At 69.1% G+C, this 22,987-nt stretch carries 23 protein-coding genes and 1 tRNA gene; 12 read left to right on the top strand and 12 right to left on the bottom strand.

Annotated elements, in window-relative coordinates; genetic code table 11:
* Window positions 1–44: 44 nt before the first annotated feature.
* The 6 genes from xseA (at window position 45) to V7Z82_RS00270 (ending at window position 5,425) form a co-directional block, all read left to right on the top strand.
* Window positions 45–1,322, top strand: a complete 1,278-nt coding sequence (gene xseA, locus V7Z82_RS00295) for an exodeoxyribonuclease VII large subunit (RefSeq protein ID WP_334146766.1) — start codon at window positions 45–47, stop codon at window positions 1,320–1,322.
* 61 nt (window positions 1,323–1,383) lie between these two features.
* The gene (locus tag V7Z82_RS00290) at window positions 1,384–1,614 is read left to right on the top strand and encodes an exodeoxyribonuclease VII small subunit (RefSeq protein WP_334146764.1); all 231 of its coding nucleotides are present in this window, start codon (window positions 1,384–1,386) and stop codon (window positions 1,612–1,614) included.
* On the top strand, window positions 1,611–2,255 hold the full coding sequence (locus V7Z82_RS00285) for a DUF4245 family protein (protein WP_334146762.1): 645 nt from the start codon (window positions 1,611–1,613) through the stop codon (window positions 2,253–2,255). The genes V7Z82_RS00290 and V7Z82_RS00285 overlap by 4 nt, the downstream gene beginning before the upstream one ends.
* The gene (locus tag V7Z82_RS00280; protein WP_334146760.1) at window positions 2,252–2,911 is read left to right on the top strand and encodes a carbonic anhydrase; all 660 of its coding nucleotides are present in this window, start codon (window positions 2,252–2,254) and stop codon (window positions 2,909–2,911) included. Before V7Z82_RS00285 ends, V7Z82_RS00280 begins: the two co-directional genes overlap by 4 nt.
* On the top strand, window positions 2,908–4,329 hold the full coding sequence (locus V7Z82_RS00275) for a class II fumarate hydratase (RefSeq protein WP_334146758.1): 1,422 nt from the start codon (window positions 2,908–2,910) through the stop codon (window positions 4,327–4,329). Before V7Z82_RS00280 ends, V7Z82_RS00275 begins: the two co-directional genes overlap by 4 nt.
* Window positions 4,330–4,855: 526 nt before the next feature.
* Window positions 4,856–5,425, top strand: a complete 570-nt coding sequence (locus V7Z82_RS00270) for an endonuclease domain-containing protein (RefSeq protein ID WP_334146755.1) — start codon at window positions 4,856–4,858, stop codon at window positions 5,423–5,425.
* Between the two features lie 156 nt (window positions 5,426–5,581).
* On the opposite strand, the gene V7Z82_RS00265 is transcribed toward V7Z82_RS00270, so the two are convergent.
* The 3 genes from V7Z82_RS00265 to V7Z82_RS00255 all read right to left on the bottom strand — a co-directional run bounded on the left by V7Z82_RS00265 (window position 5,582) and on the right by V7Z82_RS00255 (window position 9,079).
* A complete protein-coding gene (locus V7Z82_RS00265; RefSeq protein WP_442927496.1) occupies window positions 5,582–6,964 on the bottom strand; it encodes a PhoH family protein in 1,383 nt (460 codons plus the stop codon).
* Between the two features lie 159 nt (window positions 6,965–7,123).
* The gene (locus tag V7Z82_RS00260) at window positions 7,124–8,254 is read right to left on the bottom strand and encodes an aminotransferase class V-fold PLP-dependent enzyme (RefSeq protein ID WP_334146753.1); all 1,131 of its coding nucleotides are present in this window, start codon (window positions 8,252–8,254) and stop codon (window positions 7,124–7,126) included.
* 45 nt (window positions 8,255–8,299) lie between these two features.
* Window positions 8,300–9,079, bottom strand: a complete 780-nt coding sequence (locus V7Z82_RS00255; RefSeq protein ID WP_334148295.1) for an isoprenyl transferase — start codon at window positions 9,077–9,079, stop codon at window positions 8,300–8,302.
* 98 nt (window positions 9,080–9,177) lie between these two features.
* Here V7Z82_RS00255 and trhA point away from each other — a divergent pair, with 98 nt between their 5' ends.
* Window positions 9,178–9,906 (top strand): PAQR family membrane homeostasis protein TrhA, encoded by a 729-nt coding sequence (trhA, locus tag V7Z82_RS00250; RefSeq protein WP_334146751.1) that lies wholly within the window; start codon window positions 9,178–9,180, stop codon window positions 9,904–9,906.
* Between the two features lie 36 nt (window positions 9,907–9,942).
* Here trhA and V7Z82_RS00245 read toward each other — a convergent pair whose 3' ends face one another.
* Complete coding sequence (locus tag V7Z82_RS00245; protein ID WP_334146749.1) at window positions 9,943–10,233, bottom strand: hypothetical protein; 291 nt, start codon at window positions 10,231–10,233, stop codon at window positions 9,943–9,945.
* Between the two features lie 68 nt (window positions 10,234–10,301).
* Here V7Z82_RS00245 and V7Z82_RS00240 point away from each other — a divergent pair, with 68 nt between their 5' ends.
* Complete coding sequence (locus tag V7Z82_RS00240) at window positions 10,302–10,688, top strand: DUF4307 domain-containing protein (RefSeq protein ID WP_334146747.1); 387 nt, start codon at window positions 10,302–10,304, stop codon at window positions 10,686–10,688.
* A gap of 97 nt (window positions 10,689–10,785) precedes the next feature.
* A complete protein-coding gene (gene greA / locus V7Z82_RS00235; protein ID WP_045280776.1) occupies window positions 10,786–11,274 on the top strand; it encodes a transcription elongation factor GreA in 489 nt (162 codons plus the stop codon).
* Window positions 11,275–11,376: 102 nt separating this feature from the next.
* Here greA and ilvA read toward each other — a convergent pair whose 3' ends face one another.
* A complete protein-coding gene (ilvA, locus tag V7Z82_RS00230; RefSeq protein WP_334146744.1) occupies window positions 11,377–12,606 on the bottom strand; it encodes a threonine ammonia-lyase in 1,230 nt (409 codons plus the stop codon).
* On the bottom strand, window positions 12,603–13,799 hold the full coding sequence (locus V7Z82_RS00225) for an AI-2E family transporter (protein WP_334146742.1): 1,197 nt from the start codon (window positions 13,797–13,799) through the stop codon (window positions 12,603–12,605). Before V7Z82_RS00225 ends, ilvA begins: the two co-directional genes overlap by 4 nt.
* 112 nt (window positions 13,800–13,911) lie before the next feature.
* Here V7Z82_RS00225 and V7Z82_RS00220 point away from each other — a divergent pair, with 112 nt between their 5' ends.
* Window positions 13,912–15,171 (top strand): winged helix-turn-helix domain-containing protein, encoded by a 1,260-nt coding sequence (locus tag V7Z82_RS00220; RefSeq protein ID WP_334146740.1) that lies wholly within the window; start codon window positions 13,912–13,914, stop codon window positions 15,169–15,171.
* The gene (locus tag V7Z82_RS00215; protein WP_334146738.1) at window positions 15,168–16,076 is read left to right on the top strand and encodes an Rv0361 family membrane protein; all 909 of its coding nucleotides are present in this window, start codon (window positions 15,168–15,170) and stop codon (window positions 16,074–16,076) included. Before V7Z82_RS00220 ends, V7Z82_RS00215 begins: the two co-directional genes overlap by 4 nt.
* Window positions 16,077–16,102: 26 nt before the next feature.
* Here V7Z82_RS00215 and V7Z82_RS00210 read toward each other — a convergent pair whose 3' ends face one another.
* The 3 genes from V7Z82_RS00210 to V7Z82_RS00200 all read right to left on the bottom strand — a co-directional run bounded on the left by V7Z82_RS00210 (window position 16,103) and on the right by V7Z82_RS00200 (window position 19,319).
* Complete coding sequence (locus V7Z82_RS00210; protein ID WP_045280779.1) at window positions 16,103–16,669, bottom strand: LemA family protein; 567 nt, start codon at window positions 16,667–16,669, stop codon at window positions 16,103–16,105.
* A 92-nt stretch (window positions 16,670–16,761) separates the two neighbouring features.
* Window positions 16,762–18,075: a D-arabinono-1,4-lactone oxidase gene (locus V7Z82_RS00205; RefSeq protein ID WP_334146732.1), complete on the bottom strand. Its 1,314-nt coding sequence runs from the start codon at window positions 18,073–18,075 to the stop codon at window positions 16,762–16,764.
* Entirely contained in the window at window positions 18,072–19,319 is a 1,248-nt protein-coding gene (locus V7Z82_RS00200; RefSeq protein WP_334146731.1) for an amino acid deaminase/aldolase, read from the bottom strand. Before V7Z82_RS00200 ends, V7Z82_RS00205 begins: the two co-directional genes overlap by 4 nt.
* 101 nt (window positions 19,320–19,420) lie before the next feature.
* Between V7Z82_RS00200 and V7Z82_RS00195 the strand changes: the two genes are divergently transcribed.
* Window positions 19,421–19,493: transfer RNA gene (locus tag V7Z82_RS00195), tRNA-Leu, on the top strand.
* 17 nt (window positions 19,494–19,510) lie between these two features.
* Here the strand turns inward: V7Z82_RS00195 and V7Z82_RS00190 are convergent.
* From V7Z82_RS00190 to V7Z82_RS00180, 3 genes are all read right to left on the bottom strand, one after another.
* Window positions 19,511–20,212, bottom strand: coding sequence for a DedA family protein (locus V7Z82_RS00190; protein ID WP_334146729.1), 702 nt, complete (start codon window positions 20,210–20,212; stop codon window positions 19,511–19,513).
* An 85-nt stretch (window positions 20,213–20,297) separates the two neighbouring features.
* The gene (locus V7Z82_RS00185) at window positions 20,298–21,134 is read right to left on the bottom strand and encodes a cation-transporting ATPase (RefSeq protein WP_334146727.1); all 837 of its coding nucleotides are present in this window, start codon (window positions 21,132–21,134) and stop codon (window positions 20,298–20,300) included.
* Window positions 21,135–21,434: 300 nt separating this feature from the next.
* A complete protein-coding gene (locus tag V7Z82_RS00180; protein ID WP_334146725.1) occupies window positions 21,435–22,985 on the bottom strand; it encodes an NAD(P)/FAD-dependent oxidoreductase in 1,551 nt (516 codons plus the stop codon).
* Window positions 22,986–22,987: the final 2 nt, after the last annotated feature.

The following is a 22,987-nucleotide window of genomic DNA, read 5'->3' as shown; positions in this document are numbered from 1 at the left end:
CGAGGGCAGGGAAGCACGAGCATGAGCAGGACGACACGCGACAGATGACAGCCTTCGAAGCCAGCACCGCCCCGGGCGAGACTCCCCCGGCGGATGCCGTCGCGCCGCGCGACTCCACGGCAGACGCGCCGACCTCGGTCGCACGCCTGAACGGCACGATCCGCGACTTCATCGCCCGCTGGAACACGGTCTGGGTCGAGGGCGAGATCACCTCGTGGAACGTGCGCGGCGGCAACGTCTTCGCTCGACTCAAGGACACGCAGTCCGACGCGCAGATCTCGATCCGCATCTGGTCGAGCGTGCGCGGCCGCATCCCGTCCGACCTCGCGGTCGGCGATCATGTCGTGGCAGCGGTCAAGGCCGACTACTTCGTGAAGTCCGGCGACTTCAGCTTCGCTGTGTCCGCCATGAAGCACGTGGGCCTCGGCGATCAGCTCGAGCGACTCGAGAAGCTCCGAGCCCAGCTGCGCCGAGAGGGGCTGTTCGACCCCGCCCGCAAGCAGCGCCTGCCGTTCCTCCCGCACGTCATCGGACTCATCACTGGTGAGCGATCGGATGCCGAGAAGGATGTGCACCGCAACGCCGAGCTGCGCTGGCCGCAGGTGCGCTTCCGCACCGAGTACGCCGCGGTGCAGGGCGACCGATGCGTCCCTGACACGCTCGCCGCCCTGGCGCGACTGGACGCTGATCCCGAGGTCGATGTCATCATCATCGCCCGCGGTGGCGGCGACCCGCAGACCCTCCTCGGCTTCAGCGACGAGCGCCTCGTTCGTGCCGTCGCCGCGGCGTCCACTCCTGTCGTCAGCGCGATCGGCCACGAGAACGACCACCCGCTGCTCGACGACGTGGCGGACCTGCGAGCCTCCACACCCACGGATGCTGCCAAGCGTGTCGTCCCCGACGTCGGCGAGCAGCGCGCGCTGATCGCCCAGCTGCGATCGCGCGCGACGACACGGCTCACGCAGCGCCTCTCCCATGACATCGCTCAGCTGGAGCAGCTGCGCTCGCGCCCGGTGCTGCGCTCTCCTGCACCGATCATCGACACCCGCGCCCACGAGCTGTGGCTGCTGCTGTCGCGCGGCCGCGACACCGTGACGCGCCAGCTCGATCTCGCCGGGCGGCGCGCCAGCGAGCTGCGCGCCTCCCTGCGCGCACTCTCCCCCGCTGCAACACTCGCCCGCGGCTACGCGATCGCCCACCTCGAGGGGGGCGTGATCCTGCGGGATGCGGCGGATGCTCCGGCCGGCAGCGCCCTGACAATCACGGTCGATCGCGGCTCGCTCGCAGCCCGCTCGGAGGGCGAGATCGCCGAACAGTCGTGACCGCGTCCGATGCGTGCATGCGGCCGCCATCTCTGTCAGCCGCACGACGTAGGATGGAGGAGTGAGCGCGCTGAACGACACCCCCGTGGAGACCCTGTCGTTCGAGGCCGCTCGCGACGAACTCGTCAAGGTCGTCGCCGAGCTCGAACAGGGCTCCCCCACGCTCGAGCACTCGCTCGCCCTCTGGGAACGCGGCGAGGCCCTCGCGGCCCGCTGCGAAGAGTGGCTCCTCGGCGCGAAGCGCCGGCTCGACGCGGCGCGCTCCGCAGCATCCGATGAGGCTGAGGCATGAGCAAGCCAGCCCCGATCGTCGCCGAGCTCGGCCGTCCGGAGACCCCGGAGGAGACCGCAGCACGCAAGGCCGCATCGAGCAAGGCGTACCGTTCGAGCCAGACGATGCGCAGTCTCGTGGCCGCGTTGCTGGCCACGCTCGCCGTCGTGCTGGTGATCGTGTTCGCGGTGCCCCGAGGTGAGCCGACCACCGCGAAGGTGATCGACGTCGCCGGCATCGCGGCCGACGTCGAGTCCACCATGGACAGTCCGGTCATCGTGCCGGAGGTCGGCACGTTCTGGCGCGTGAACGCCGCAGCACTCGAAAGCGGCGCGACCGTGGTCTGGAACGTCACGCTGGCCCCGGCGGACGAGGACGAGCGCGGATTCGTCCGGCTTGCGCAGGCCTTCGACGCGGATTCATCCTGGGCGCCGCAGAAGCTCAACGGCATCGCCCCGACCGACACCGTGAACATCGGCGGCATCGAGTGGGACGTCTTCAAGCCCGGCAGCGCCAACTCCAACCAGAACGTCAGCTACGCCATCGGCACGCAGGCCGGCGACGACTACGTGCTCCTCTACGGCTCCCGGTCCGCCGCGTCCACCGCAGAACTGGCCGAGACGCTCATCCCGCAGATCCGCGCACTCTCGGAGGCATCATGACGCACGCCCTCACCCCCGCAGCCGCCTGGGCCCAGATGCAGGACGGCAACCGCCGTTTCGTCGCCGACCAGCCCCGGCATCCGAACCAGGATGTGGCTCGTCGCAAGGATCTCGCTGCTGCGCAGAATCCGGTCGCGACCCTGTTCGGATGCTCCGACTCCCGACTCGCCGCCGAGATCATCTTCGACCTCGGCCTCGGCGACCTGTTCGTCGTGCGCAACGCCGGTCAGGTCATCGGCGAGTCGATCGTCGCAAGCCTGGAGTACGCGGTCGCCGTGCTCGAAGTGCCGCTGATCGTGGTGCTCGCGCATGACTCCTGCGGCGCGGTGCGTGCCGCGATCGACGGCACCGCGATCGACGCCGCTCCCCTCCCGCCGCACATCTGGAAGCTCATCGCACCGATCGTGCCGGCCGCGCGCAAGGTCCTGTCCGAGAGCGGCGGCTCGACCGTCGACGAGATCGATGCCGAACTCGTCGGCATCGAGCACCTGCGCAACACCGTCGCCGATCTGCTCCACTCCTCTGAGCTCATCAGCAACGCCGTCGCCGAGGGCCGCCTCGGCATCGTCGGCGCCAACTATCGTCTCGCCGAGGGCACGGCCGTGCCCGTCATCACCGTGGGCATCGACCCCGAATCTCAGGAGGCATCGGAATGACCGACACCCACCAGCGCAGCGGCGAAAGCTCGCAGGGCTACCGCATCGAGCACGACACCATGGGTGAAGTGCGCGTGCCCGTCAACGCGCTCTACGGCGCGCAGACGCAGCGCGCGGTGGAGAACTTCCCGATCTCGGGCAAGGGGCTGGAGTCGACGCAGATCGCAGCCCTCGCCCGCATCAAGAAGGCCGCAGCGCTCGCGAACAAGGAGCTCGGCACCCTCGACGGTGCGATCGCCGACGCGATCGCCCAGGCGGCGGACCAGGTCGCCACGGGTGCGCACGACGGGGAGTTCCCGGTCGACACGTACCAGACGGGTTCGGGCACCTCGTCGAACATGAACATGAACGAGGTCCTCGCGACGCTCGCGACCCGCATCCTCGGTGCGACCGTGCACCCGAACGACCACGTCAACGCCTCGCAGTCGTCGAACGACGTCTTCCCGACCTCGGTGCACATCGCAGTGACCCAGGCGCTGATCGACACGCTCATCCCCTCGCTCGACCACCTCGCCGTCGCCCTCGAGGCCAAGGCCGAGCTGTGGAAGACCGCTGTCAAGTCCGGTCGCACCCACCTCATGGACGCGACGCCCGTCACCCTCGGCCAGGAGTTCGGCGGCTACGCCCGCCAGATCCGCCTCGGCATCGAGCGCGTGCAGTCGGCGCTCCCCCGCGTCGCAGAGGTCCCGCTCGGCGGCACCGCCGTCGGCACCGGCATCAACACCCCGCTCGGCTTCCCGCAGAAGGTGATCGCGCTGCTCGCGGCCGAGACCGAGCTGCCGATCACCGAGGCCAAGGACCACTTCGAGGCGCAGGCGAACCGCGACGGTCTCGTCGAGGCCTCCGGCGCCCTGCGAACGATCGCGGTCTCGCTGACCAAGATCAACAACGACCTCCGCTGGATGGGCTCGGGCCCCAACACGGGTCTCGGCGAGCTGCACATCCCCGACCTGCAGCCCGGCTCCTCGATCATGCCCGGCAAGGTCAACCCCGTCGTCCCCGAGGCCGTGCTGATGGTCTGCGCCCGCGTGATCGGCAACGACGCGACGGTCGCCTGGGCCGGAGCATCCGGTTCCTTCGAGCTGAACGTCGCGATCCCGGTCATGGGCACCGCCCTGCTCGAGTCGATCCGTCTGCTCTCGAACGCCTCTCGCGTGCTCGCCGACAAGACGATCGACGGCCTGCAGGCCAACCTCGACCGCGCGGCATCCTTCGCCGGCATGAGCCCGTCGATCGTGACGCCGCTGAACAAGCTGATCGGCTACGAGGCCGCAGCGAAGATCGCGAAGCACTCGGTCGCCCAGGGCATCACGGTGCGCGACGCCGTGATCGACCTCGGCTACGTCGAGCGCGGCGACCTCACGCTGGAGCAGCTCGACGAGAAGCTCGACCTGCTGTCGATGACCCACCCGGGTTGATCCTCTCCTGACGCACGGCGGATGCCGCGGGGCCATGCGCCTCGCGGCATCCGTCGTTTCCGGCGAACCCCGCGGCCGCCGGACACATGCACGACGATCCGACGTCTGCAGGAGGAATCCGCCAAAATGCTCGTGCGGGCGTGGGAACCTCGTGCGTGTGTCGCGTCGCGACTCCTCCTCCCCATACGGCGGAATCGTCGGCACTCACCCATCTCCGGATTCAGCGCCGAGGCCGTTTGGCGAGGCCGCGCATGATGGCGGGATGCCGGATGCCGCGTACCTCCTCGAACACCTCCGCGTCGCCAGAGGGCGTCTTCTCCAGAGGTACGGGGTCACCAGACACAGCCTCGCGGCAGACGTGAAGGCAGGACGCGTCCGGAGGCTGCGCAACGGCGTCTTCGCCGCGAACAGTCTGAGCCCGGACATCGCGATCGCCGCGACGCACGGTGGCGCACTCACCTGTCAGGCGGCGTTGCGCCAGCATGGCATCTGGACGCTCGAGGCCACGCCGCGGGTGCACGTCTGGATGGGCACGAACGGCCGGATCCATCCGCATGCCAGCTGCGCCTGCACCGCGCATTTCTTCCACGGCCCCACGCAGCTCGGCACCGCGGATGTCGCTACGGCGCTGCTGCACACCTACCTCTGCGCAGGGGAGGAAGCGTTCTTCGTGTCGTTCGAGTCCGCGTGGAATGCACGCCTGCTGTCGCGTGCCGTGCGGGCTCAGATCCGGACCGCGCTGCCGGCGCATTCGCGATGGCTCGTCGACATCGCGCGCGGCGATGCCGAGAGCGGTTTGGAATCGCTGATCCGGATTCGACTGCATCTCATCGGCATCCTGGCGGACTGCCAGGTGGAGATTCGTGGCGTCGGCCGTGTCGACTTCGTCATCGACGGCCGCCTCATCATCGAGGCCGACGGGCGAGACAACCACGCGTCGGCCGAGCATCGGCACAGAGACCTGATGCGCGACGCAGCAGCATCCCGCCTCGGATACGAGACGCTGCGTTTCGACTATGCCCAGATCGTCCATGATTGGCCCACGGTGCAGCGGGCGATCGTTGCGGCGTTGGGTCGCGCGAAGAGCCGTGCCTGAAGTCAACGCGACAGATACACGAGGTCTCGACGTCTGCAGGGCCGAATCGGCGGATCGCTCGTGCAGATGTCGCCGGGTCGTGCATCTGTCGGCACGCAGACCCGGGAGACAGCAAAGAGCGGATGCCGCGACCGCGACATCCGCTCTCCACCCCCGTCAGCTGAGCTCTCCGCCCTCCAGGAGCTCGGTGACGAGGGCGGCGATCGCGGAGCGCTCGGAGCGCATCAGCGTCACATGCCCGAACAGGTCGTGCCCCTTCAGCGTCTCGATCACGCTCGCGATGCCGTCGTGGCGGCCGACCCGGAGGTTGTCGCGCTGGCCGACGTCGTGCGTGAGGATGACGCGGGAGTTCTGCCCCATCCGGCTGAGCACCGTCAGCAGCACGTTGCGCTCGAGGGACTGCGCCTCGTCGACGATCACGAAGGCGTCGTGCAGCGAGCGTCCGCGGATGTGCGTGAGCGGCAGCACCTCGAGGAGGCCGCGTTCGATGACCTCTTCGACGACGTTGCCGGAGACGACCGAGCCGAGTGTGTCGAAGACCGCCTGACCCCACGGCCCCATCTTCTCGCCCTGGTCCCCCGGGAGGTAGCCGAGCTCCTGACCGCCGACGGCGAACAGCGGGCGGAAGACGATGATCTTCTTCTGCTGCTGGCGCTCCAGCACGGCCTCGAGGCCCGCGCACAGTGCGAGCGCCGACTTGCCGGTTCCTGCACGGCCGCCGAGCGAGACGATGCCCACCTCAGGGTCGAGCAGCAGGTCGATCGCGATGCGCTGCTCGGCGGACCGACCATGCATGCCGAAGATGTCGCGATCGCCGCGCACCAGCCGGTACTCGCCGTCGCCCGTGACGCGGCCGAGTGCCGAGCCGCGCTCGGAGTGGATGATCAGCCCCGTGTTGATCGGGAGTCCACGGGCGTCCTCGCTGATCCCGACCTCGCTCTCGTACAGGTCGCTGATGTCGTCGCCGGAGAGGTTGAGCGTGGTGAGCCCGGTCCACCCGGAGTCGACCGCCTGCTCGGCCAGGTATTCCTCGGCGCGCAGACCGAGGGACGCAGCCTTGACGCGCATCGGGAGGTCCTTGGAGACGATCGTGACGTCCTGCCCATCCTGGGACAGGTGCATCGCGACCGAGAGGATGCGGGTGTCGTTGTCGCTCAGACGGATGCCGGCCGGAAGCACCGAGGAGTCGGTGTTCGCGAGCTCGACGCGGAGCGTGCCGCCTTCGCCGACCTCGACCGGGAAGTCGAGACGACCGTGCTCGATGCGCAGATCGTCGAGGTGCCGGAGCGCCTGCCGCGCGAAGTAGCCGATCTCGGGGTCGTGCCGCTTGCCCTCGAGTTCGGAGATCACGACGACCGGAAGCACCACGGAGTGCTCCGCGAACCGGAAGAACGCCTGCGGATCGCTCAGCAGGACCGAGGTGTCGAGGACATAGGTCCGCAGGTCCTGATCAGGATCCGCGGACGACGTCCGCCTCGTCGTCTTACGGGTGGACTGCTGCGCGGTGCTGGTGGACTGCTGCGCTGTACGTGTGGTCACGACCCACTCCCGACCCGGGGATGATCCCCGCCTGAGAACGAGTCGACCTGGGGCCACGAGTCGCGATCCTGATGGCCGACTCGACCGGGCTCCTTGCCCGATGCCTCGAAGCTACGACCAGTCGCCGACATATCCGCGCCTCGACACGCCAGCGAATTCTTACGCGAACGTGAACGTCTCGTTTCCGAATGCTGTGAGAGCGTCATCGAGCAGCTGCAGTGTGCTCGCGTCGGTGCCGGCGTGGGCTGCCACACGCACCGAGGCACCTCGCGCTGTGACCACGAGTCCCGCGTTGGCGATCGCTGCTGCGAGGCGTGCGGGCTCGTCGGGCGAGAGTGCCACGATGCCCGCCCGCTGCGCCCGCTCCCGGGGTGAGCTCACCGCGATGCCGTGCCGATCCGCGATCTCGAGGATTCCATCGACATGCTCCTGGATGCTGCTCTCGATCGCTGCGACGCCGGCGTCGCGAACATCGCGCGCGCCGATGGCCAGCCGACCAGCCGCGAGGGTGTCCGGGCCGCTGACGGTGTACGCTCTGGCGGATGCCGCGGCCGGCGGCAGATCATCCACAGGGAGCCCGTCCGGGGCTGCCCCGGTGATGCCGCTGAGCAGCGGCGTGATGCGTTCCCGCGCCCGCGTGCTGAAACGCGCGAAGGCGGTGCCTCGGCCGGCGCGGAGCCACTTGTACCCGTGGCCCACCACCACATCGGCGCCGGAGTAGTCCGCGTCCACCACGCCGAAGGACTGCACGGCATCGAGGATCAGCAGACGATCCGGACCCAGCAGCTCGCGCAGGGCGGTGAGGTCGGCACGGAATCCGGTTCGGAAGTCGACGTGGCTGACGATGAGCGCGGTCACGTCGTCGTCGAGCACCTCCGCCACGGCGTCCGGGGTGATGCGGCTGTCGGCCGGCGTGATCCATCGAGGCGTGAGTGCGCCGTGCGACGCCGCAGCAGCGCGTTCGAGGGTGAGGCTGATGCTCGGGAACTCCGCGGTCGAGGCGATCACTGCGCCGGAGAGGCCGTAGAGCGCGTGCTGGAGCCCCTGCGTCGACGACGGCTGCAGGGTAACCTCGGCGGCATCCGCCCCGAGCAGTTCGGCAACCAGCTCCTGCGCCTGCCCGATCCGCTCGGCGACGAGTGCGAGCGACGACGGTCGACCGCTGCCCAGCAGGTCGGCATCCGCGAAGATCTCCTCCCGTACCGAGGGAGACAGCGGCCCGAACGCGGCCCAGTTCAGATATCCGGGTTCGCTGTCGAACGTGCCGAGATAGTCGTCGAATGTACCCACTTCGTCATTCTGACAGGTCGGCGGCTCCGCCACCGGGGCTCCACCTCAGCGGCCGAAGCGGCGATCTCGGTCGGCGTAGTCGCGGATCGCACGCAGGAAGTCGACCTGGCGCAGGTCGGGGCCGAGCGCCTCGACGAAGTAGAACTCGCTGTGCGCGCTCTGCCACAGCAGGAAGTCGCTGAGCCGCTGCTCGCCGCTCGTGCGGATCACGAGATCCGGGTCGGGCTGCCCACCCGTGTACAGGTGCTCGCCGATCATCTCGGGCGTGAGGTGCGCCGCGAGATCCTCCATCGTGCCCCCGGACGCCTCGTGCTTGACGAGGATGCTCCGCACGGCGTCGACGATCTCATGGCGTCCGCCATAGCCGACCGCGAGGTTGACGTGCAGGCCGGTGTGGTCCTTCGTGCGCTCCTCGGCGTCGGCGAGCACGCGCGCGAGCTCCGGCGGCAGGATGTCGGAGCGGCCGACATGTTTGACGCGCCAGTCCCCTTCCTTCGACAGGGCCTCGGCGAGTTCGGCGATGATCTCGATCAGGTCTTCGAGCTCGGCGGAATCGCGCTTGCGCAGGTTGTCGCTCGAGAGCAGATACAGCGAGACGACCCGCACGCCGAGCTCATCGCACCAGCCGAGGAACTCGCGCATCTTCAGCGCACCCGCCCGGTGTCCGTGCGCAGCCGTGCTGTAGCCGAGCTGGCGAGCCCACCGGCGGTTGCCGTCGATCATCATCGCCACGTGATGAGGGACGGATGCTCCGTCCAGCTGCCGACGCAGCCGGTTGCTGTAGAGCCGATACAGCGGCCCTCGCCCCTGGCTCTCGCGTGAAATCACCTCCCTACGCTACCGTGCCGCGACGATTTCCGACGGTGTGGAAGCTGTGGGTCATGTGCCGCTCACGGCATGAGGTGCGGCATAGAGTGGGCCTCGTGACCACTCCCGCACCTTCGGAACCCGACCTCCCCCAGCTGCCGCTCCTCGAGGCTGCGGCGGTCGATGCGGCCGTCGAGATCCGTCCGACCTGGCGTGGCTGGATCCATGCCGGCACGTTCCCGGTCGCGCTCGTCACCGGGATCGTGCTGATCGTCGTGGCACAGGGCGGTGCGGCGAAGTGGGCGGCAGCCGTGTTCATGACGAGTTCGTTGCTGCTGTTCGGCAATTCCGCCCTCTATCACCGCTTCGACTGGAGCCCCCGCGTCAAGCTGCTGTTGAAGCGGATCGACCACGCGAACATCTTCCTGCTCATCGCCGGCACCTACACGCCGCTCGCGACCCTGGCGCTCCCACCGGAGAAGGGCACGCTGCTGTTGAGCCTGGTGTGGGGCGGCACCGTCGTCGGCATCCTGTTCCGCGTCTTCTGGATCCATGCACCGCGCTGGCTCTACGTCGCCCTCTACCTGCTGATGGGGTGGGCTGCCGTGATGTTCATGGCTGACCTGCTCGCGGCCAACGTCGCCATGATGGTGCTCGTGATCATCGGCGGCCTGCTCTACACCGGCGGCGCGATCGTCTACGCGATCAAGAAGCCGAACCCGTGGCCCGGCCACTTCGGCTTCCATGAGATCTTCCACGTCTGCACCGTGCTGGCGTTCCTGTGCCACTGGACCGCGTGCCTGCTGATCACACTCGCCCCGCTGTCGCCATCGCTCGGGGCGTGATCCAGGGCTGCACGACGCTGGCCGGGTGATGCTCGATCAGGTCGTGCGCGGATCCGGATCGTCGTCGCCCTCACGGACGATCGGGAGGTCCGCATCGGTCTCGGTGGCCTCATCGGCTGCACGCGCTGCTTCTTCGGCGTCGAGCTCGTCACGCACCTCTTCGCGGTACCGCACCCGACGGATACGACGGTTCATGTCCCAGATCAGGAGGATGACCGCGATCACGAGGAGCACCACCGCCGCGAAGCCCACGAACCCCGGCGTGACGGCCTCCGGTGCCACCGTCATGGTGGGCGTCGGCATCGGGGTCTCGGTCAGAGCGAGCATGTGTCGGCCTTTCGTGCGCAGGTCGCATAACCTGGAAGTACCAGCCTAACGACCGGAAGACCCCTCCCGTGACGACAGCAGCACAGCTCGATGACCGATACGGCCGCACCCGACGTCGTCGGACGCCGTGGATCATCGGCATCGCGATCGCCGTGCTCCTGGTCGGAGCCTTCGGATGGATGACGGTTGCGCAGTCCATGAGCTCGGTCGATGCGGACGACCTCGGGTACGACCTCGTCGATGAGCACACCGTCGACGTGCGTTTCCAGGTCACGGGCGTGCAGGGCAAGGACGTCATCTGCATCGTCGAAGCGCTCGACGAGGAGTTCGGCGTCGTCGGGTGGAAGCTCGTCGAGATCGCCGCGGGAGAGAGCCATTCGAAGGCCGTCGCCGCCACCATCCCGACCGTCAGCGAGGCGACGACAGGTTTGGTGAACACCTGCTGGGTCGCCTAGACTGACCGCAGACAGATGACGCCCTGGCAGAGAGCCGGGGCGTCTTGGCATATCCCCCGCGGTTCGCGGCCGGGATCCGGATAGAAGGAGCTTCGTCATGTCGACTGATGCTCAGGTTCCCTTCCTCACGCAGGAGGCGTACGACCGGCTCGTCGCCGAGCTGGAACACCTCTCGACCACGGGACGCGACGAGATCGCCAAGCGCATCGAGGCCGCCCGCGAAGAAGGCGACCTCAAGGAGAACGGCGGCTACCACGCCGCGAAGGACGAGCAGGGCAAGCAGGAGGCGCGCATCCGCACGCTGGAGAGCCTCCTGAAGACCGCCAAGGTCGGCGAAGCGCCCGCCAGCCGCGGCGTCGTCGAGCCGGGCACGGTCGTCACCGCGATCGTCGCCGGCGGCGAAGAGGTCTTCCTGCTCGGCAGCCGCGAGATCGCCGCCGGCAGTGACCACGACGTGTACAGCGAGGCCAGCCCGCTCGGACAGGCCATCCTCGGGCTCAAGGTCGGCGAGAAGTCGTCCTACGAGGCTCCCAACGGTCGCTCCATCGCCGTGGAGATCGTGAACGTCGAGACCTACACCGGCTGATCGCAGCCACAGCGTGAGAACGCCCCTCCGACCGATGTCGGAGGGGCGTTCTCACGTTCTGGGACCCTGAGCCCGTCGGGTTCCCCCGGGCCCGTCGAAGGGTCAGTCCGGGACGACGAGCGGCTCGAAGCCTGCCAGACGGAGCGTGTCGAGGGTGTGCTGCGAATGCTCCGGTCCACGCGTCTCGACGCTGAGCTCGAGGATGACGTCGCTGATCTGCAGCCCGTGGCCGTGCCGCGTGTGCATGGCCTCGATGACGTTCGCGCCGGCCGCGGCGATGAGCTCGGAGACCCTGGCGAGCTGGCCGGGACGGTCTGGCAGCGGGATGCGGATCGTGAGGTAGCGACCGGATGCCGCGAGCCCGTGCGAGACCACGCGCTGCAGCAGCAGCGGGTCGATGTTGCCGCCGGACAGCACGGCCATGGTCGTGCCGGTCGCGGAGATCTTGCCTGCGAGGATCGCGGCGACGCCGGCGGCACCGGCCGGCTCGACGACGACCTTCGACTGCTCGAGCAGCACCAGGATCGCGCGCGCCAGATCGTCATCCGAGACCGTGACGACCTCGTCGACGTATTCCTTGATGATGTCGAAGGGGATCGCGCCGGGGCGTGCGACCAGGATGCCGTCGGCGATGGTCGGGCGCGTCACGATGTCGACCGGATGCCCTGCCGCGAGCGACGGCGGCATGGCAGCGGCGTTCTCGGCCTGCACGCCGATGATCCGGACCGTGCGTCCGAGCTCGGCGGCACGGGCCTTCACGGCGGCGGCGACGCCGGCGATCAGGCCGCCTCCGCCGATGCCGAGGACGATGGTGTCGACGTCCGGTGCATCTTCCAGGAGCTCGAGCCCGAGCGTTCCCTGCCCGATCACGACGTCACGGTGGTCGAACGGCGGGATCAGCACGGCACCGGTGCGCTCGGCGTACTCGGCGGCGAGACGCAGCGATGTCGCGACCGTCTCGCCCTCGAGCACGACCTCGGCGCCGTAGCCGCGGGTCGCGAGCAGCTTCGGCACCGGCACGCCGAGGGGCATGAAGATGGTCGCCGAGATGCCGAGCGCCTGCGCCGCGAGTGCGACGCCCTGAGCGTGGTTGCCGGCGGATGCTGCGACCACGCCACGCGCCCGTTCCTCAGCGCTCAGGCGCGAGAGGCGGTACGCGGCACCACGGATCTTGAACGAGCCGGTGCGCTGCAGGTTCTCCATCTTGAGCACCACCGGCACCCCGAGGGCATCGGAGAGCGCTCGGGACGGCAGCGTCGGCGTGTGCGAGATCACCTCAGCCAGACTCTGAGCTGCGTGCTCGAACTCGGTCAGGCTGGGGACTGCGCTCATCGATTCCTCCGTCGCCGCTCGCGCGGCACTGTACTCCAGATCAGATCTCCACTGGGTCCGACGCCGGTGCGCCATGACCCCGAACTCACCGTCACCGCGAAGACGTTCACGAATGCCGCCAGCGGCACGGCGAACAGCGCTCCGGGGATGCCTGCGATCATCGCGCCGCCTGCGACCACGAGGACCACCGCGAGCGGATGCACCTTCACGGCGGAGCCCATCATGATCGGCTGCAGGATGTGCCCCTCGATCTGCTGCACGGCCAGCACGACCAGCAGCATGAACAGCGCGGTCCAGGGCCCGTTGTACACGAGCGCGAGGAACACGGCGATCGCACCGGTGGCGACCGCACCCACGATCGGGATGAACGAGCCGAGGAAGACGAGCACGGCGACCGGGAGTGCCAGCGGCACCTGCAGCAGGAACGCGCCGAGACCGATGCCGATCGCGTCGATCGTCGCCACGAACAGCTGCGTCCTGGCGTAGTTCACGATGGTCGCCCAGCCGTTGCGGGCGGCGCCGTCGACGGCCGGACGCGCCTTGCGGGGGAACAGCTTCACGGTCCAGCGCCAGATGCCCGCACCGTCTGCGAGCAGGCAGATCAGGATGAAGAGCGACAGCACCGCGCCGGTGGCGACATGACCCACGGTCGTGCCGATCGCGAGCGCCCCCGTCCACAGCGCCTGCGCCTGCTCGTTGAGGAAGTCGAGACCCTGCTGCAGGTAGTCCGAGATCTGCGTGTCGGAGAGATTGAGCGGCCCGTCGTGCAGCCACACCTGGAACTGGTCGAAGGCCTGGGCCGAACTCGTCTGCACCTTGGGCAGCTCGAGCCGGACCTGCCAGACGACGAGCCAGACCAGCCCGGAGACGATCGCAGCCGTGCCGAGCAGGGAGATGGCGATCGCCAGCCAACGCGGGAAGCGGTGCCGCAGCATCAGGTCGAACGCGGGCCACAGGAGCGCAGTGATCAGGATGCCGACCATCAACGGGATGACCAGGAGCTTCAGCAGCATCACGAGCCAGATGAACACGCCGATGGCTGCGGCGATCAGCAGCAGCCGCCAGGCGTACCCGGCGGTGATGCGGAGCGGCAGCGGAACGGCCTCGTCAGCCTCGGTCGTCACGGTCTGATCGGTCGGCTCGAGGCGCGGACGGAACAGCTGTGTCAGCCAGGATCGCCGCTCATCGCTCATCGCCCAAGTCTACGTCGCCGCCGTATGCCGTTCGACGCATCGATGTCGGCGCGTACCGGTACGCGCCCAGGTCGACCTTCGGATGTCGGCGGGCGGCGATACGCTGGCCGACGTGACGGAAACCCTCAGCGCCGCGCAGGCGCGACGCATCGCGCTCGCAGCCCAGGGGTTCACTCGCGCTCGCCCGACGTCGGCGTCAGCTCGTCACGTGCATCGGGTCATGGATCGCCTCGGCGTCCTGCAGATCGATTCCGTCAACGTGTTCGCACGGTCGCACTATCTCCCGCTGTTCTCCCGCCTCGGCTCCTATGATCCCGCGCTGCTCGACCGGGTCTTCCTGGCGCGCACGACGCATTACGTGGAGTACCTGGCGCACGAGGCGACCTTCATCCCGCTCGAGGACTGGCCGCTGTGGCGGTTCCGCATGGACGACTTCCGCCGCCGTTGGGCCGGCGAGGACTCCTGGATGAGCAGCAACGCCAGGACACTCCGGTGGGTGCAGGACGAGCTGCGTTCGCGCGGCCCGCTCCGACCCGCCGATCTCCGCGCCGATGCGCCGCGTGAGCGCGGCACCTGGTGGGACTGGGACGACGTGAAGCTCGCGCTGGAGCACCTCTGGCGCACCGGGGACGTCGCGATCAGCGGTCGCAAGGGGTTCGAGCGAACCTACGCCCTCGCGGAGAACGTGATCCCCGACGCCATCCGCGCTCGCGAGGTTCCCCGTGCAGAGGCCATCCGCACGCTGATCTCACGCGCCGCGCGCTCGTCCGGTGTGGCGACGCAGTCCGACCTCGCCGACTACTACCGGATCCGCGACAGGGCCGCCATCGCGCAGTCGCTCCAGGAACTGACGGATGCCGGTGAGCTGATCCCGGTGCAGGTGCGCAGCTGGGAGCGCGGTGGCCGCCCGCTGCCCGCCTGGCGGCACCGCGATGCCGTGCTCCCCCGTCGCGTCGACGCCGCCGCCGTGCTGACCCCCTTCGATCCGGTCGTGTGGTTCCGCGACCGCGCGCTGCGTGCATTCGAGTTCGACTACCGCATCGAGATCTACGTGCCGGCCGAGAAGCGGCGCTACGGCTACTACTCGTTGCCGGTACTCGTCGGCGACCGTATCGTCGCCCGTGTCGACCTCAAGGCGGATCGCGCGCGCTCGACCCTGCAGGTGCAGTCGGCGTGGTGGGAGCCGCAGGCGCGTCCGGAAGACGCCGAGCCGATCGCGCGCGAGCTTGCCCTGGCCGCGTCATGGCAGGGTCTCGAGCACGTCTCGGTGTCGGGCTGGGGCGATGCCTCGGATGCCGTGCACCGCGCCCTCGTCGGCCTGGGCGGAGGTTCGGTGCTGCGCCACGTCCACGTGAGCGAGCGCACACCGTGAGTCGCCGCGGTGCGTGGCTGCTCGGCGTCGGCATCGTCGCCGTGCTGCTGCTGGCCGTCGGGATCGGGATCGGGCTCTGGCGGTCGTCGAGCAGTCCCGCGACCGCGGAGGACACGGCCACCGCATACCTGCGCGCGCTCGAGTCGCGTGACGCGAACGGGCTCGACTCGACCGGTCCCGACATCTCGGATGAGGCCCGCGCGGCCTTCTCGGGGGCGACGGGGTACATCACCGACGGCGCGGTCGGCGACGTCGACCAGCGCGGCGACACCGCGACCGTCGACGTCTCGTTCCAGCTCGACGGCGAGACTCGAAGCGCGACGCTGACGCTCACCCTGACGGATGGCGGATGGCGGATCGATTCGTCCGGTCTCGGCACGCTGACGGTCGTTCCCGACACGGGCGCCTTCGTCTCGGTCGGCGACGCCGTGGTCGCGGCTGATGACGGCATCCCGCTTCTGCCTGCGCGCTATCCCCTCCTGGCCGCGCCGGACGATCTGGTCGACGGCACTGCCTCGGTTGCCGTGCTCCCCGGCGAGTACGTGGACGCCGACCTCGACGTCGAGCTGCGCGACGCGGCCACCGGCGCAGCCCAGGCGGCGCTCGACGAGCACCTCGAGACGTGCACGGCGAAGGGTGGCGAGCAGCCGGACGGCTGCGGCATCCGAATCCCCTGGGGGACCGAGTTCCGCGAGGTCTCCGACGTGAGCTACCGCATCGAGACCCTGCCATCTCTCGTGCTCTCCGGCACCGGCTTCACCGCGGGCGGAGGCGTGCTCGTCGCGACGATCACCGGGACCGGGCAGGACGGCGCCGCGCGCACCACGACCTACCGGACGGAGTCCTGGATGGTCCGCGGCGACGTGCGGTTCTCAGAGACAGCGATCGCGCTGACCGTCTGGTGACGGTCAGCGCGATCGAGTGGTCCGGGTCAGAACTGCACGCGGGGCGGCTCTGAGATCGCGCCGCTGTCGGCGACCTCGAAGAACTCGCGCTCGGTGAACCCGAGGCCCTTGGCGAACAGGTTGTTCGGGAAGACCTTGATCTTCGTGTTCAGCTCGCGCACACCGCCGTTGTAGAAGCGGCGCGCAGCCTGGACCTTGTCCTCGGTGTCGACCAGCGACTGCTGCACCTGCAGGAAGTTCTGGCTGGCCTGCAGCTGCGGGTACGCTTCGGCGACAGCGAAGAGCGAACGCAGCGCCTGCTGCAGGTGGCCCTCTGCGATACCTGCGTCAGCGGGGCCGCTCGCGTTCATGGTCTCAGCACGAGCGCGGGTGACGTTCTCGAACACCGCCTTCTCGTGCGATGCGTAGCCCTTCACCGTCTCGATGAGATTCGGGATGAGATCGGCCCGCCGCTTCAGCTGCACCGTGATCCCGCTCCACGCCTCATCGACGCGAATCTTGAGCTGCACGAGGGAGTTGTACGTCGCCCACAGGTAGATCCCGACCAGCAGGATCACACCCACAACGATCAATACCGGCACAAGCCATTCCATCAGAGGCCCACCCTTCCTCGTTTTGTCTCATCCTATCGGCGCTGTCTGCACGTGTACTGGGCGTGACGACCGATATCGGCTCTGTCGAGCGCTCAGGCGCCGAGAACCCGCTCGAGATAGCGGTTCGCGAACCGACGCTCGGGATCGAGGCGGTCGCGCAGAGCCAGGAAGTCATCGAATCGCGGGTAGCGCTCGCGCAGCCGCTCGGCATCGAGCGTGTGCAGCTTGCCCCAGTGGGGTCGACCGCCGTACGCGAGCATGATCTGCTCGACGGCCTCGAAGTACACGGTCGGATCCGCTCGCCAGTACCGGTGCACCGCGATGTACCCGCTGGCGCGGCCGTGCGCGGTCGAGAGCCAGCGATCGTCCTCCGCGGCGAAGCGCACCTCGATCGGGAACTCGATCCGCCAGCCGCGCTGTGCGATCAGCTCCTGCACGGCGCGGAACGCCGGCTCGACGTTCTCGGCCGGCAGCGCATACTCCATCTCGCGGAATCGCACGTTTCGATGCTGTGTCAGCACGCGGTGCGAGTGGTCCGTGTACTCGCGGTCGCCGGTGAGCTTCACGGCGAGCCTGCTGAACGGCGGTGTGATGGCCGGCGCCAGTCGGCCACTCGCGCACACGGCTCGATAGACGCCGTTCGAGAGCAGCGTCTCGTCGATCCACCTGCCCGCTACAGGGAGCGGCCGGCGCTTGGTCGATTCGGGCAACCTGGACTGGCACTTCGTGAGCGCGACGTCGGTGTGCGGGAACCAATAGAACTCGAAGTGGTCGTGCTCGGCGACTCGCTCGGGAAGCGTCGTGAGCACCTCTTCGAGCGGCACCGGCTCGTCGATCGCGTGCATCACGAAGGCCGGCACGCACTGCAGCGTCACCTCGACCAGGATGCCGAGGGCACCGAGCCCGAGGGCGACGGCCGGGAGCATCTCGCTGTTGCGGGTCTCGTCGATGCGGAGGAACTCCCCCGCCGCGGTGACCAGAGTGACGCCGACGACCTGCGCCGCGAGGCCGCCGAACCCGGCGCCGGTGCCATGCGTCCCCGTCGAGATCGCGCCGGAGATGGACTGCCGATCGATGTCGCCGAGGTTCTCCATCGCGAGTCCGTACGGCGCGAGGAGCGCAGGGATGCGATGCAGTCGAGTGCCAGCGAGCAGCGTGACGCGTCCGCTGGCGCTGTCGGCGGATACCAGCCCCTGCATGTCGTCGAGCTCGAGCAGCACCCCCGGTGCGATCGCGATGCCGGTGAAGCTGTGCCCTGCGCCGACGGCCTTGATGGGCAGCCCGTGCGCTGCGGCCGCGATCACGGCACGCTGCACGCCTTCGGGGGTGCGTGGGCGCTCGACTCGCAACGGCCGGACGGATGCCGAGCGCGCCCAGTTCTGCCAGGTGCCGCCGATCCGCGTCACAGGAAGGCCTTCCCCTCGCCGCGATACGTGGGCAGCTCGTCGATGACCTCGTCTGCGGAGACCAGGTGATAGCGCTCGATGCGCTCGGCAGGCTCCCCGCTCTTCGCGTGCCGGAACCAGACTCGATCGCCGACGCCGAGACCGACCGCCGCCCGACCCTGCAGCGGCGTCTGCACTTCGCCTGCCGCCTCGCGGGGCATCGTGTGCAGTCCCTCGGGCCAGACCGGTCGCGGCTGCCGTGAGGCGAGGGCTGGACCCGAGGCGATCCAACCGCCGCCGAGCACCGTGGCGATATCGGGCGCGGGCCTGCGCACCACGTCGAAGGCGAACGCGGATGCCGGAGCCGGCTGGAACGAGCGATACCCGTCGAAGAGGTGCCCGCCCAGCAGGCCGCTCCCCGCGCTGGCCTCCGTGAGCGACTCGTCACTGCCCGTGAACTCGAGCGAACCGGTGCCGCCACCGTTGATGAACTCGAGCGGCGTGACTGCGGACACCGCATCGACGATGGCCGCACGACGCTCGCGCAGCTCGGCGCGCGAGCGGGCCTGCACCATCCGGATCAGCGGAGCATCGTGACCGGCGTCGTCGCCCTGGCCGGCGATCTGCGCGTCGTACATCTGCAGGCCGACGAGCCGGAAGCCGGGCCGTGCGGTGACTCGGCGTGCGAACGCGGCGACCTCCCCCGCGCTGAACAGCGCGGAGCGACGCACGCCGATGTGGCCGAGGAGCGCCGAGCGCCACGAGGCATCGACGTCGATCGCCACGCGCAGCTCGGGGCGCGAGCCGGGACCGGCGACACTGTCGATCAGGTCGAGGTGCACCGGGTCGTCGACCATCAGGGTGATGCGCTGTGCAGCCTGCTCGTCGCCGAACAGCTGCTCGAGTCCCGCCCGGTCGACGGTGGGGTACCCGAGCACGATGTCGTCGTGGTCCTGCGCGAGCCACAGCGCCTCGGCGAGCGTGAACGCGAGGATGCCGTGGTAGCCGGGCAGCGCCAGCACGGCGTCGAGCACGGCGCGCACGCGGACCGACTTCGATGCGACGCGGATCGGCAGACCTCCGGAGCGCACCAGCAGATCCATCGCGTTGTAGCGCAGGGCCTCACGGTCGATGACCGCGACGGGCGCCGGCAGATGACCGGTCGCGGCGGAGAGCCGGTTCCAGTATCGGGATGGGTCGTCCCACTCGGGAGCGACGACGGGGCGAGCCGCAGCGGGGCTCAGATCGGCGGTGAGGTCGAGCACTCCCCCACCCTACGGCGTGGGGCACCGAGATTCACCCCTCGCGGCACCGGGTTTCACGCCGGACCCGATCGAGACGACCCCGCTAGGCTGACCAGGACCACGCCCCCGTAGCCCAATGGCAGAGGCAGGCGACTTAAAATCGCTTCAGTCTGGGTTCGAGTCCCAGCGGGGGCACTCTCGCATGCGAGGCGTCAGTCGCTCATCCGATCGATCGCCGCGGCATCCGCCCGCGCCGCGCTCGACCGTGGCGTCCTGGCCTCGCGCACTCGGCGGATCACGAGCACCACGAGCGCGACCGCGATGGCCGTGTAGACCACGTAGTCGACATACCCGAGATACTGCTCGAGCTTCTCGTGCTGCGTGCCCAGGGCGGCCCCGACGCCGATGAGCATCGCGTTCCAGAGGCCGCTGCCGATGATGGTGTACACGCTGAAGCGCACGAGCCCCATCCGTGATGCCCCCGCCGGGATCGAGATGAGACTCCGCACGCCCGGCACCATCCGTCCGACCAGCACGGTCCAGGCGCCGCTGCGCGCGAACCAGTGGGCGCCTCGGTCGAGGTCGGAACGGCTCACCAATCGCGTCGAAGCGAGGAAGCGGATCGCCCGTTCCATCCCGATCGCAGCGCCGAGCCAGTACAGTAGCATCGCGCCGACCCAGGACGCGAGGGTGCTCCAGAAGATCAGCCAGCCGAGGTCGAGCTCGCCGCTCTGGCTGAGGTAGCCGGCGAACGGCAGGATCACCTCGCTCGGGATCGGTGGGATCAGGACTTCGATGAACACCAGGACGCCGACTCCGATGTCACCGAGGGCGGTGAGGATGTCGGCGGCGAAACCGGTCAGTCCGGTGAAGCCGTGGTCGGCGCTGGTGGCGATGGCAGTGGCGGGGCTCATGACGGGCTCGTCTCTGTCTGGGGCTGTCCGGCCATGCTAGATGAGCCGGATGAACCGATCCTGTGCTTCGCCGATGGCGGGTCGGTCACTTGCCGAACAGGTCGCGGATGCCGGGGATGCCCAGGTCGCCGAGCTTCTCGCCCCAGCCGCTCGCGGTCTCGCCGAACCCGGAGACCGCCTCACCAGCGGAGCCGAGCACTCCCTCGGCTGCACCCGTGATCCCTTCGGCGTCGAATCCACCAGCGAGCGCTTCGACGTCGACGCCCTGCATCAGCGACTCGACGTCGAGCCCCTGAGCGAGCGCATCGAAGTCGACGCCGAGACCCGCCGCCTGCTCGAGCAGCGGACCTGCGACCGAACTCAGCACCGCACCGCCGGCGACCGCACCGAGCACGCCGACTGCGGCGCCACCGACAGCGGCGCCGCCGATGCGTCCGCCCGCCCCGCTCCCCCGCACGCGCGACAGCAGCGAACGCATCCGCCCAGGACGAGCCGCTTCCGTGCGACCGGCTGCACGCGCGAGGTCGTGCGGCGAGGCGGACGCCGGACGCTCACCCGGGGCGAGCTCCACCTGCATCCTCTCCTGCACCTGCGCGCGCTGCGCGGGCGTGAGCCGCTCGAACGCCTCACGGTGCATCTGCTCCACGCGGTGCGGGTCGGCGGTCTGCAGCAGGTAGTCGTACCGGGCGATCGCCGCTCGGTCGGCATCCGAGACCGTGGAGGTGCCTGCAGTCCCGGCGGCGGGCGGCGGCGCGTAGCCGTCGCGCGAGGACGAGTGCGCAGCCGGCGGGCTGTACGGCCGATGCTGCGACGGTCGCGGCCCAGGAGCGCCGCCCTGCCGCGCGGAGTCTCCGGACTCGGATGCGAGATGCTTCTCGACGGCCTTCGCAGCCATGCCGAGCAGACGGGAGAGCTTTGCCATGGTGGTGATTCCTTCTGAGGCGAATGGACAGCCACGGAATCCCCGCATGTTCGAGACGAGGAGGGGACGCCGTGGCGGTCCGTGAACACGGACGCCAGGTCTCCTCCGCCCCGAGGGGCCGGTGGGCCGGGACACGACTTCATGTCCGTAATGACGACACCACCGCAGACGGGAGTACTCCCCTTGCTGGTGACGACGGTAGCCGGGTCGCCTATGAATCGTGTGCGAATGAGTCGTGGGCGAACGACGAACGGCCCCGCGCAGGTGCGCGGGGCCGTTCGATCGTGCGTGAGCGTGCGACTACTTGGCGGCAGCCTCGGTCACAGCTGCGTGCTCTGCCGGGTCGGTCGTCGCCTCGCCGGGAGCATCCGCGACAGCCGCCTTCTTGGCGGGCGCCTTCTTGGCCGGAGCCTTCTTGGCCGGAGCCTTCGCAGCCGGCTCTGCCTTCACGGCAGCCGGAGTCTTCGCAGCAGCGGGGGCCTTGTCCGCGGCCGGAGCCTTCGCGGCGGGTGCGGCCGGAGCGTCAGCTGCCGGACGCGGACGAGCGGCGAACTCCTCGAACACGTAGCGCGGGTTCTGCACGGTCTCGAGGTTCACGAGATCGCGGCCGAGCCACAGGTTGTTCCACCAGCCCCAGATGACGCGGAACTTGCGCTCCCACGTCGGCATCGCAAGGCCGTGGTAGCCACGGTGCGCGACCCAGGCGACGAAGCCCTTGAGCGCGATCTTGCCGGACTGGAAGACACCGTTGTACAGGCCGAGACCCGCGACGGCGCCCATGTTCTTGTGGAAGTACTCCTTGGGGTCCTCCCCGCGGAGCACCGCGACGAGGTTCTTCGCGAGCAGCTTCGCCTGACGCACGGCGTGCTGGGCGTTCGGCACGCAGAAGCCGCCGACACCGCCACCGGACAGATCGGGAACAGCCGACACGTCACCGGCAGCCCAGGCGCCCTCGACGAATGCCTCAGGGGTGCCGACGCGCAGGTCGGCGCGGGTCTGGATGCGACCGCGCTCCTCGACGGGCAGGTCGCCGCCGCGGACGACGGTCGGGTTGGCCATGACACCGGCGGTCCAGACGATGACGTCGGTCGGGATGACCTCGCCGGTGGAGAGCTCGACGTTGCCGTCGACCGCGCTGGTGAGCTGCGTGTCGAGGTGCACGTTGGCGCCGCGCTTGGCGAGGTCCTTGAGCACCCACTCGCTCGTCTGCAGCGAGACCTCGGGCATGATGCGGCCCATCGCCTCGATGAGGTGGAAGTGCGTGTCCTCGAAGCGCAGCTGCGGGTACTTGCCCACGAGCGAGGAGGCGAGCGAGCGCAGCTCGGCGAAGACCTCGATGCCGGCGAAGCCACCACCGACGACGACGACGGTCAGCAGGCGGTCGCGCTCGGGGCCGGCGGGCAGCGATGCCGCCTTGTCGAAGTTCGACATGACGCGGTCGCGGATCGCGACGGCCTCTTCGATCGTCTTCAGGCCGATCGCGTTGTCGGCGATGCCCGGGATCGGGAAGGTGCGCGACACGGCACCGGCCGTGACGACGATCTGGTCGTACGCGAACTCGTACGGCTCGCCGGAGGGCGGCGTGATCGTCGCGACCTTCTCGGCGTGGTTGATGTTCGTGACCTTCGCGGTGACCACATTGGTGTGCTTGAGGTGACGACGATGCGCGACCACGGAGTGGCGGGCCTCGATCGAACCGGCGGCCACCTCGGGGAGGAAGGGCTGGTACGTCATGTACGGCAGCGGGTCCACCATGGTGACCTCGGCCTCACCCTTGCGGAGGTGCTTCTCGAGCTTCCACGCGGTGTAGAAACCGGCGTAGCCGCCACCGACAATCAGAATCTTGGGCACAG

Source organism: Microbacterium sp. (assembly GCF_036823965.1).
Classification (GTDB): domain Bacteria; phylum Actinomycetota; class Actinomycetes; order Actinomycetales; family Microbacteriaceae; genus Microbacterium.
Note: the sequence above shows the minus strand (reverse complement) of the source record. Positions and strands in the feature narration are given on the sequence as shown.

What these genes read in the sequence shown, in the direction of transcription:
- xseA (WP_334146766.1), top strand. Translation starts at nt 45, where the DNA reads ATGACAGCCTTCGAAGCCAGCACCGCCCCGGGCGAGACTCCCCCGGCG.
- V7Z82_RS00285 (WP_334146762.1), top strand. Translation starts at nt 1,611, where the DNA reads ATGAGCAAGCCAGCCCCGATCGTCGCCGAGCTCGGCCGTCCGGAGACC.
- V7Z82_RS00280 (WP_334146760.1), top strand. Translation starts at nt 2,252, where the DNA reads ATGACGCACGCCCTCACCCCCGCAGCCGCCTGGGCCCAGATGCAGGAC.
- V7Z82_RS00275 (WP_334146758.1), top strand. Translation starts at nt 2,908, where the DNA reads ATGACCGACACCCACCAGCGCAGCGGCGAAAGCTCGCAGGGCTACCGC.
- V7Z82_RS00270 (WP_334146755.1), top strand. Translation starts at nt 4,856, where the DNA reads ATGGGCACGAACGGCCGGATCCATCCGCATGCCAGCTGCGCCTGCACC.
- V7Z82_RS00245 (WP_334146749.1), bottom strand. Translation starts at nt 10,233, where the DNA reads ATGCTCGCTCTGACCGAGACCCCGATGCCGACGCCCACCATGACGGTG.
- greA (WP_045280776.1), top strand. Translation starts at nt 10,786, where the DNA reads ATGTCGACTGATGCTCAGGTTCCCTTCCTCACGCAGGAGGCGTACGAC.
- ilvA (WP_334146744.1), bottom strand. Translation starts at nt 12,606, where the DNA reads ATGAGCGCAGTCCCCAGCCTGACCGAGTTCGAGCACGCAGCTCAGAGT.
- V7Z82_RS00225 (WP_334146742.1), bottom strand. Translation starts at nt 13,799, where the DNA reads ATGAGCGATGAGCGGCGATCCTGGCTGACACAGCTGTTCCGTCCGCGC.
- V7Z82_RS00210 (WP_045280779.1), bottom strand. Translation starts at nt 16,669, where the DNA reads ATGGAATGGCTTGTGCCGGTATTGATCGTTGTGGGTGTGATCCTGCTG.
- V7Z82_RS00190 (WP_334146729.1), bottom strand. Translation starts at nt 20,212, where the DNA reads ATGAGCCCCGCCACTGCCATCGCCACCAGCGCCGACCACGGCTTCACC.
- V7Z82_RS00185 (WP_334146727.1), bottom strand. Translation starts at nt 21,134, where the DNA reads ATGGCAAAGCTCTCCCGTCTGCTCGGCATGGCTGCGAAGGCCGTCGAG.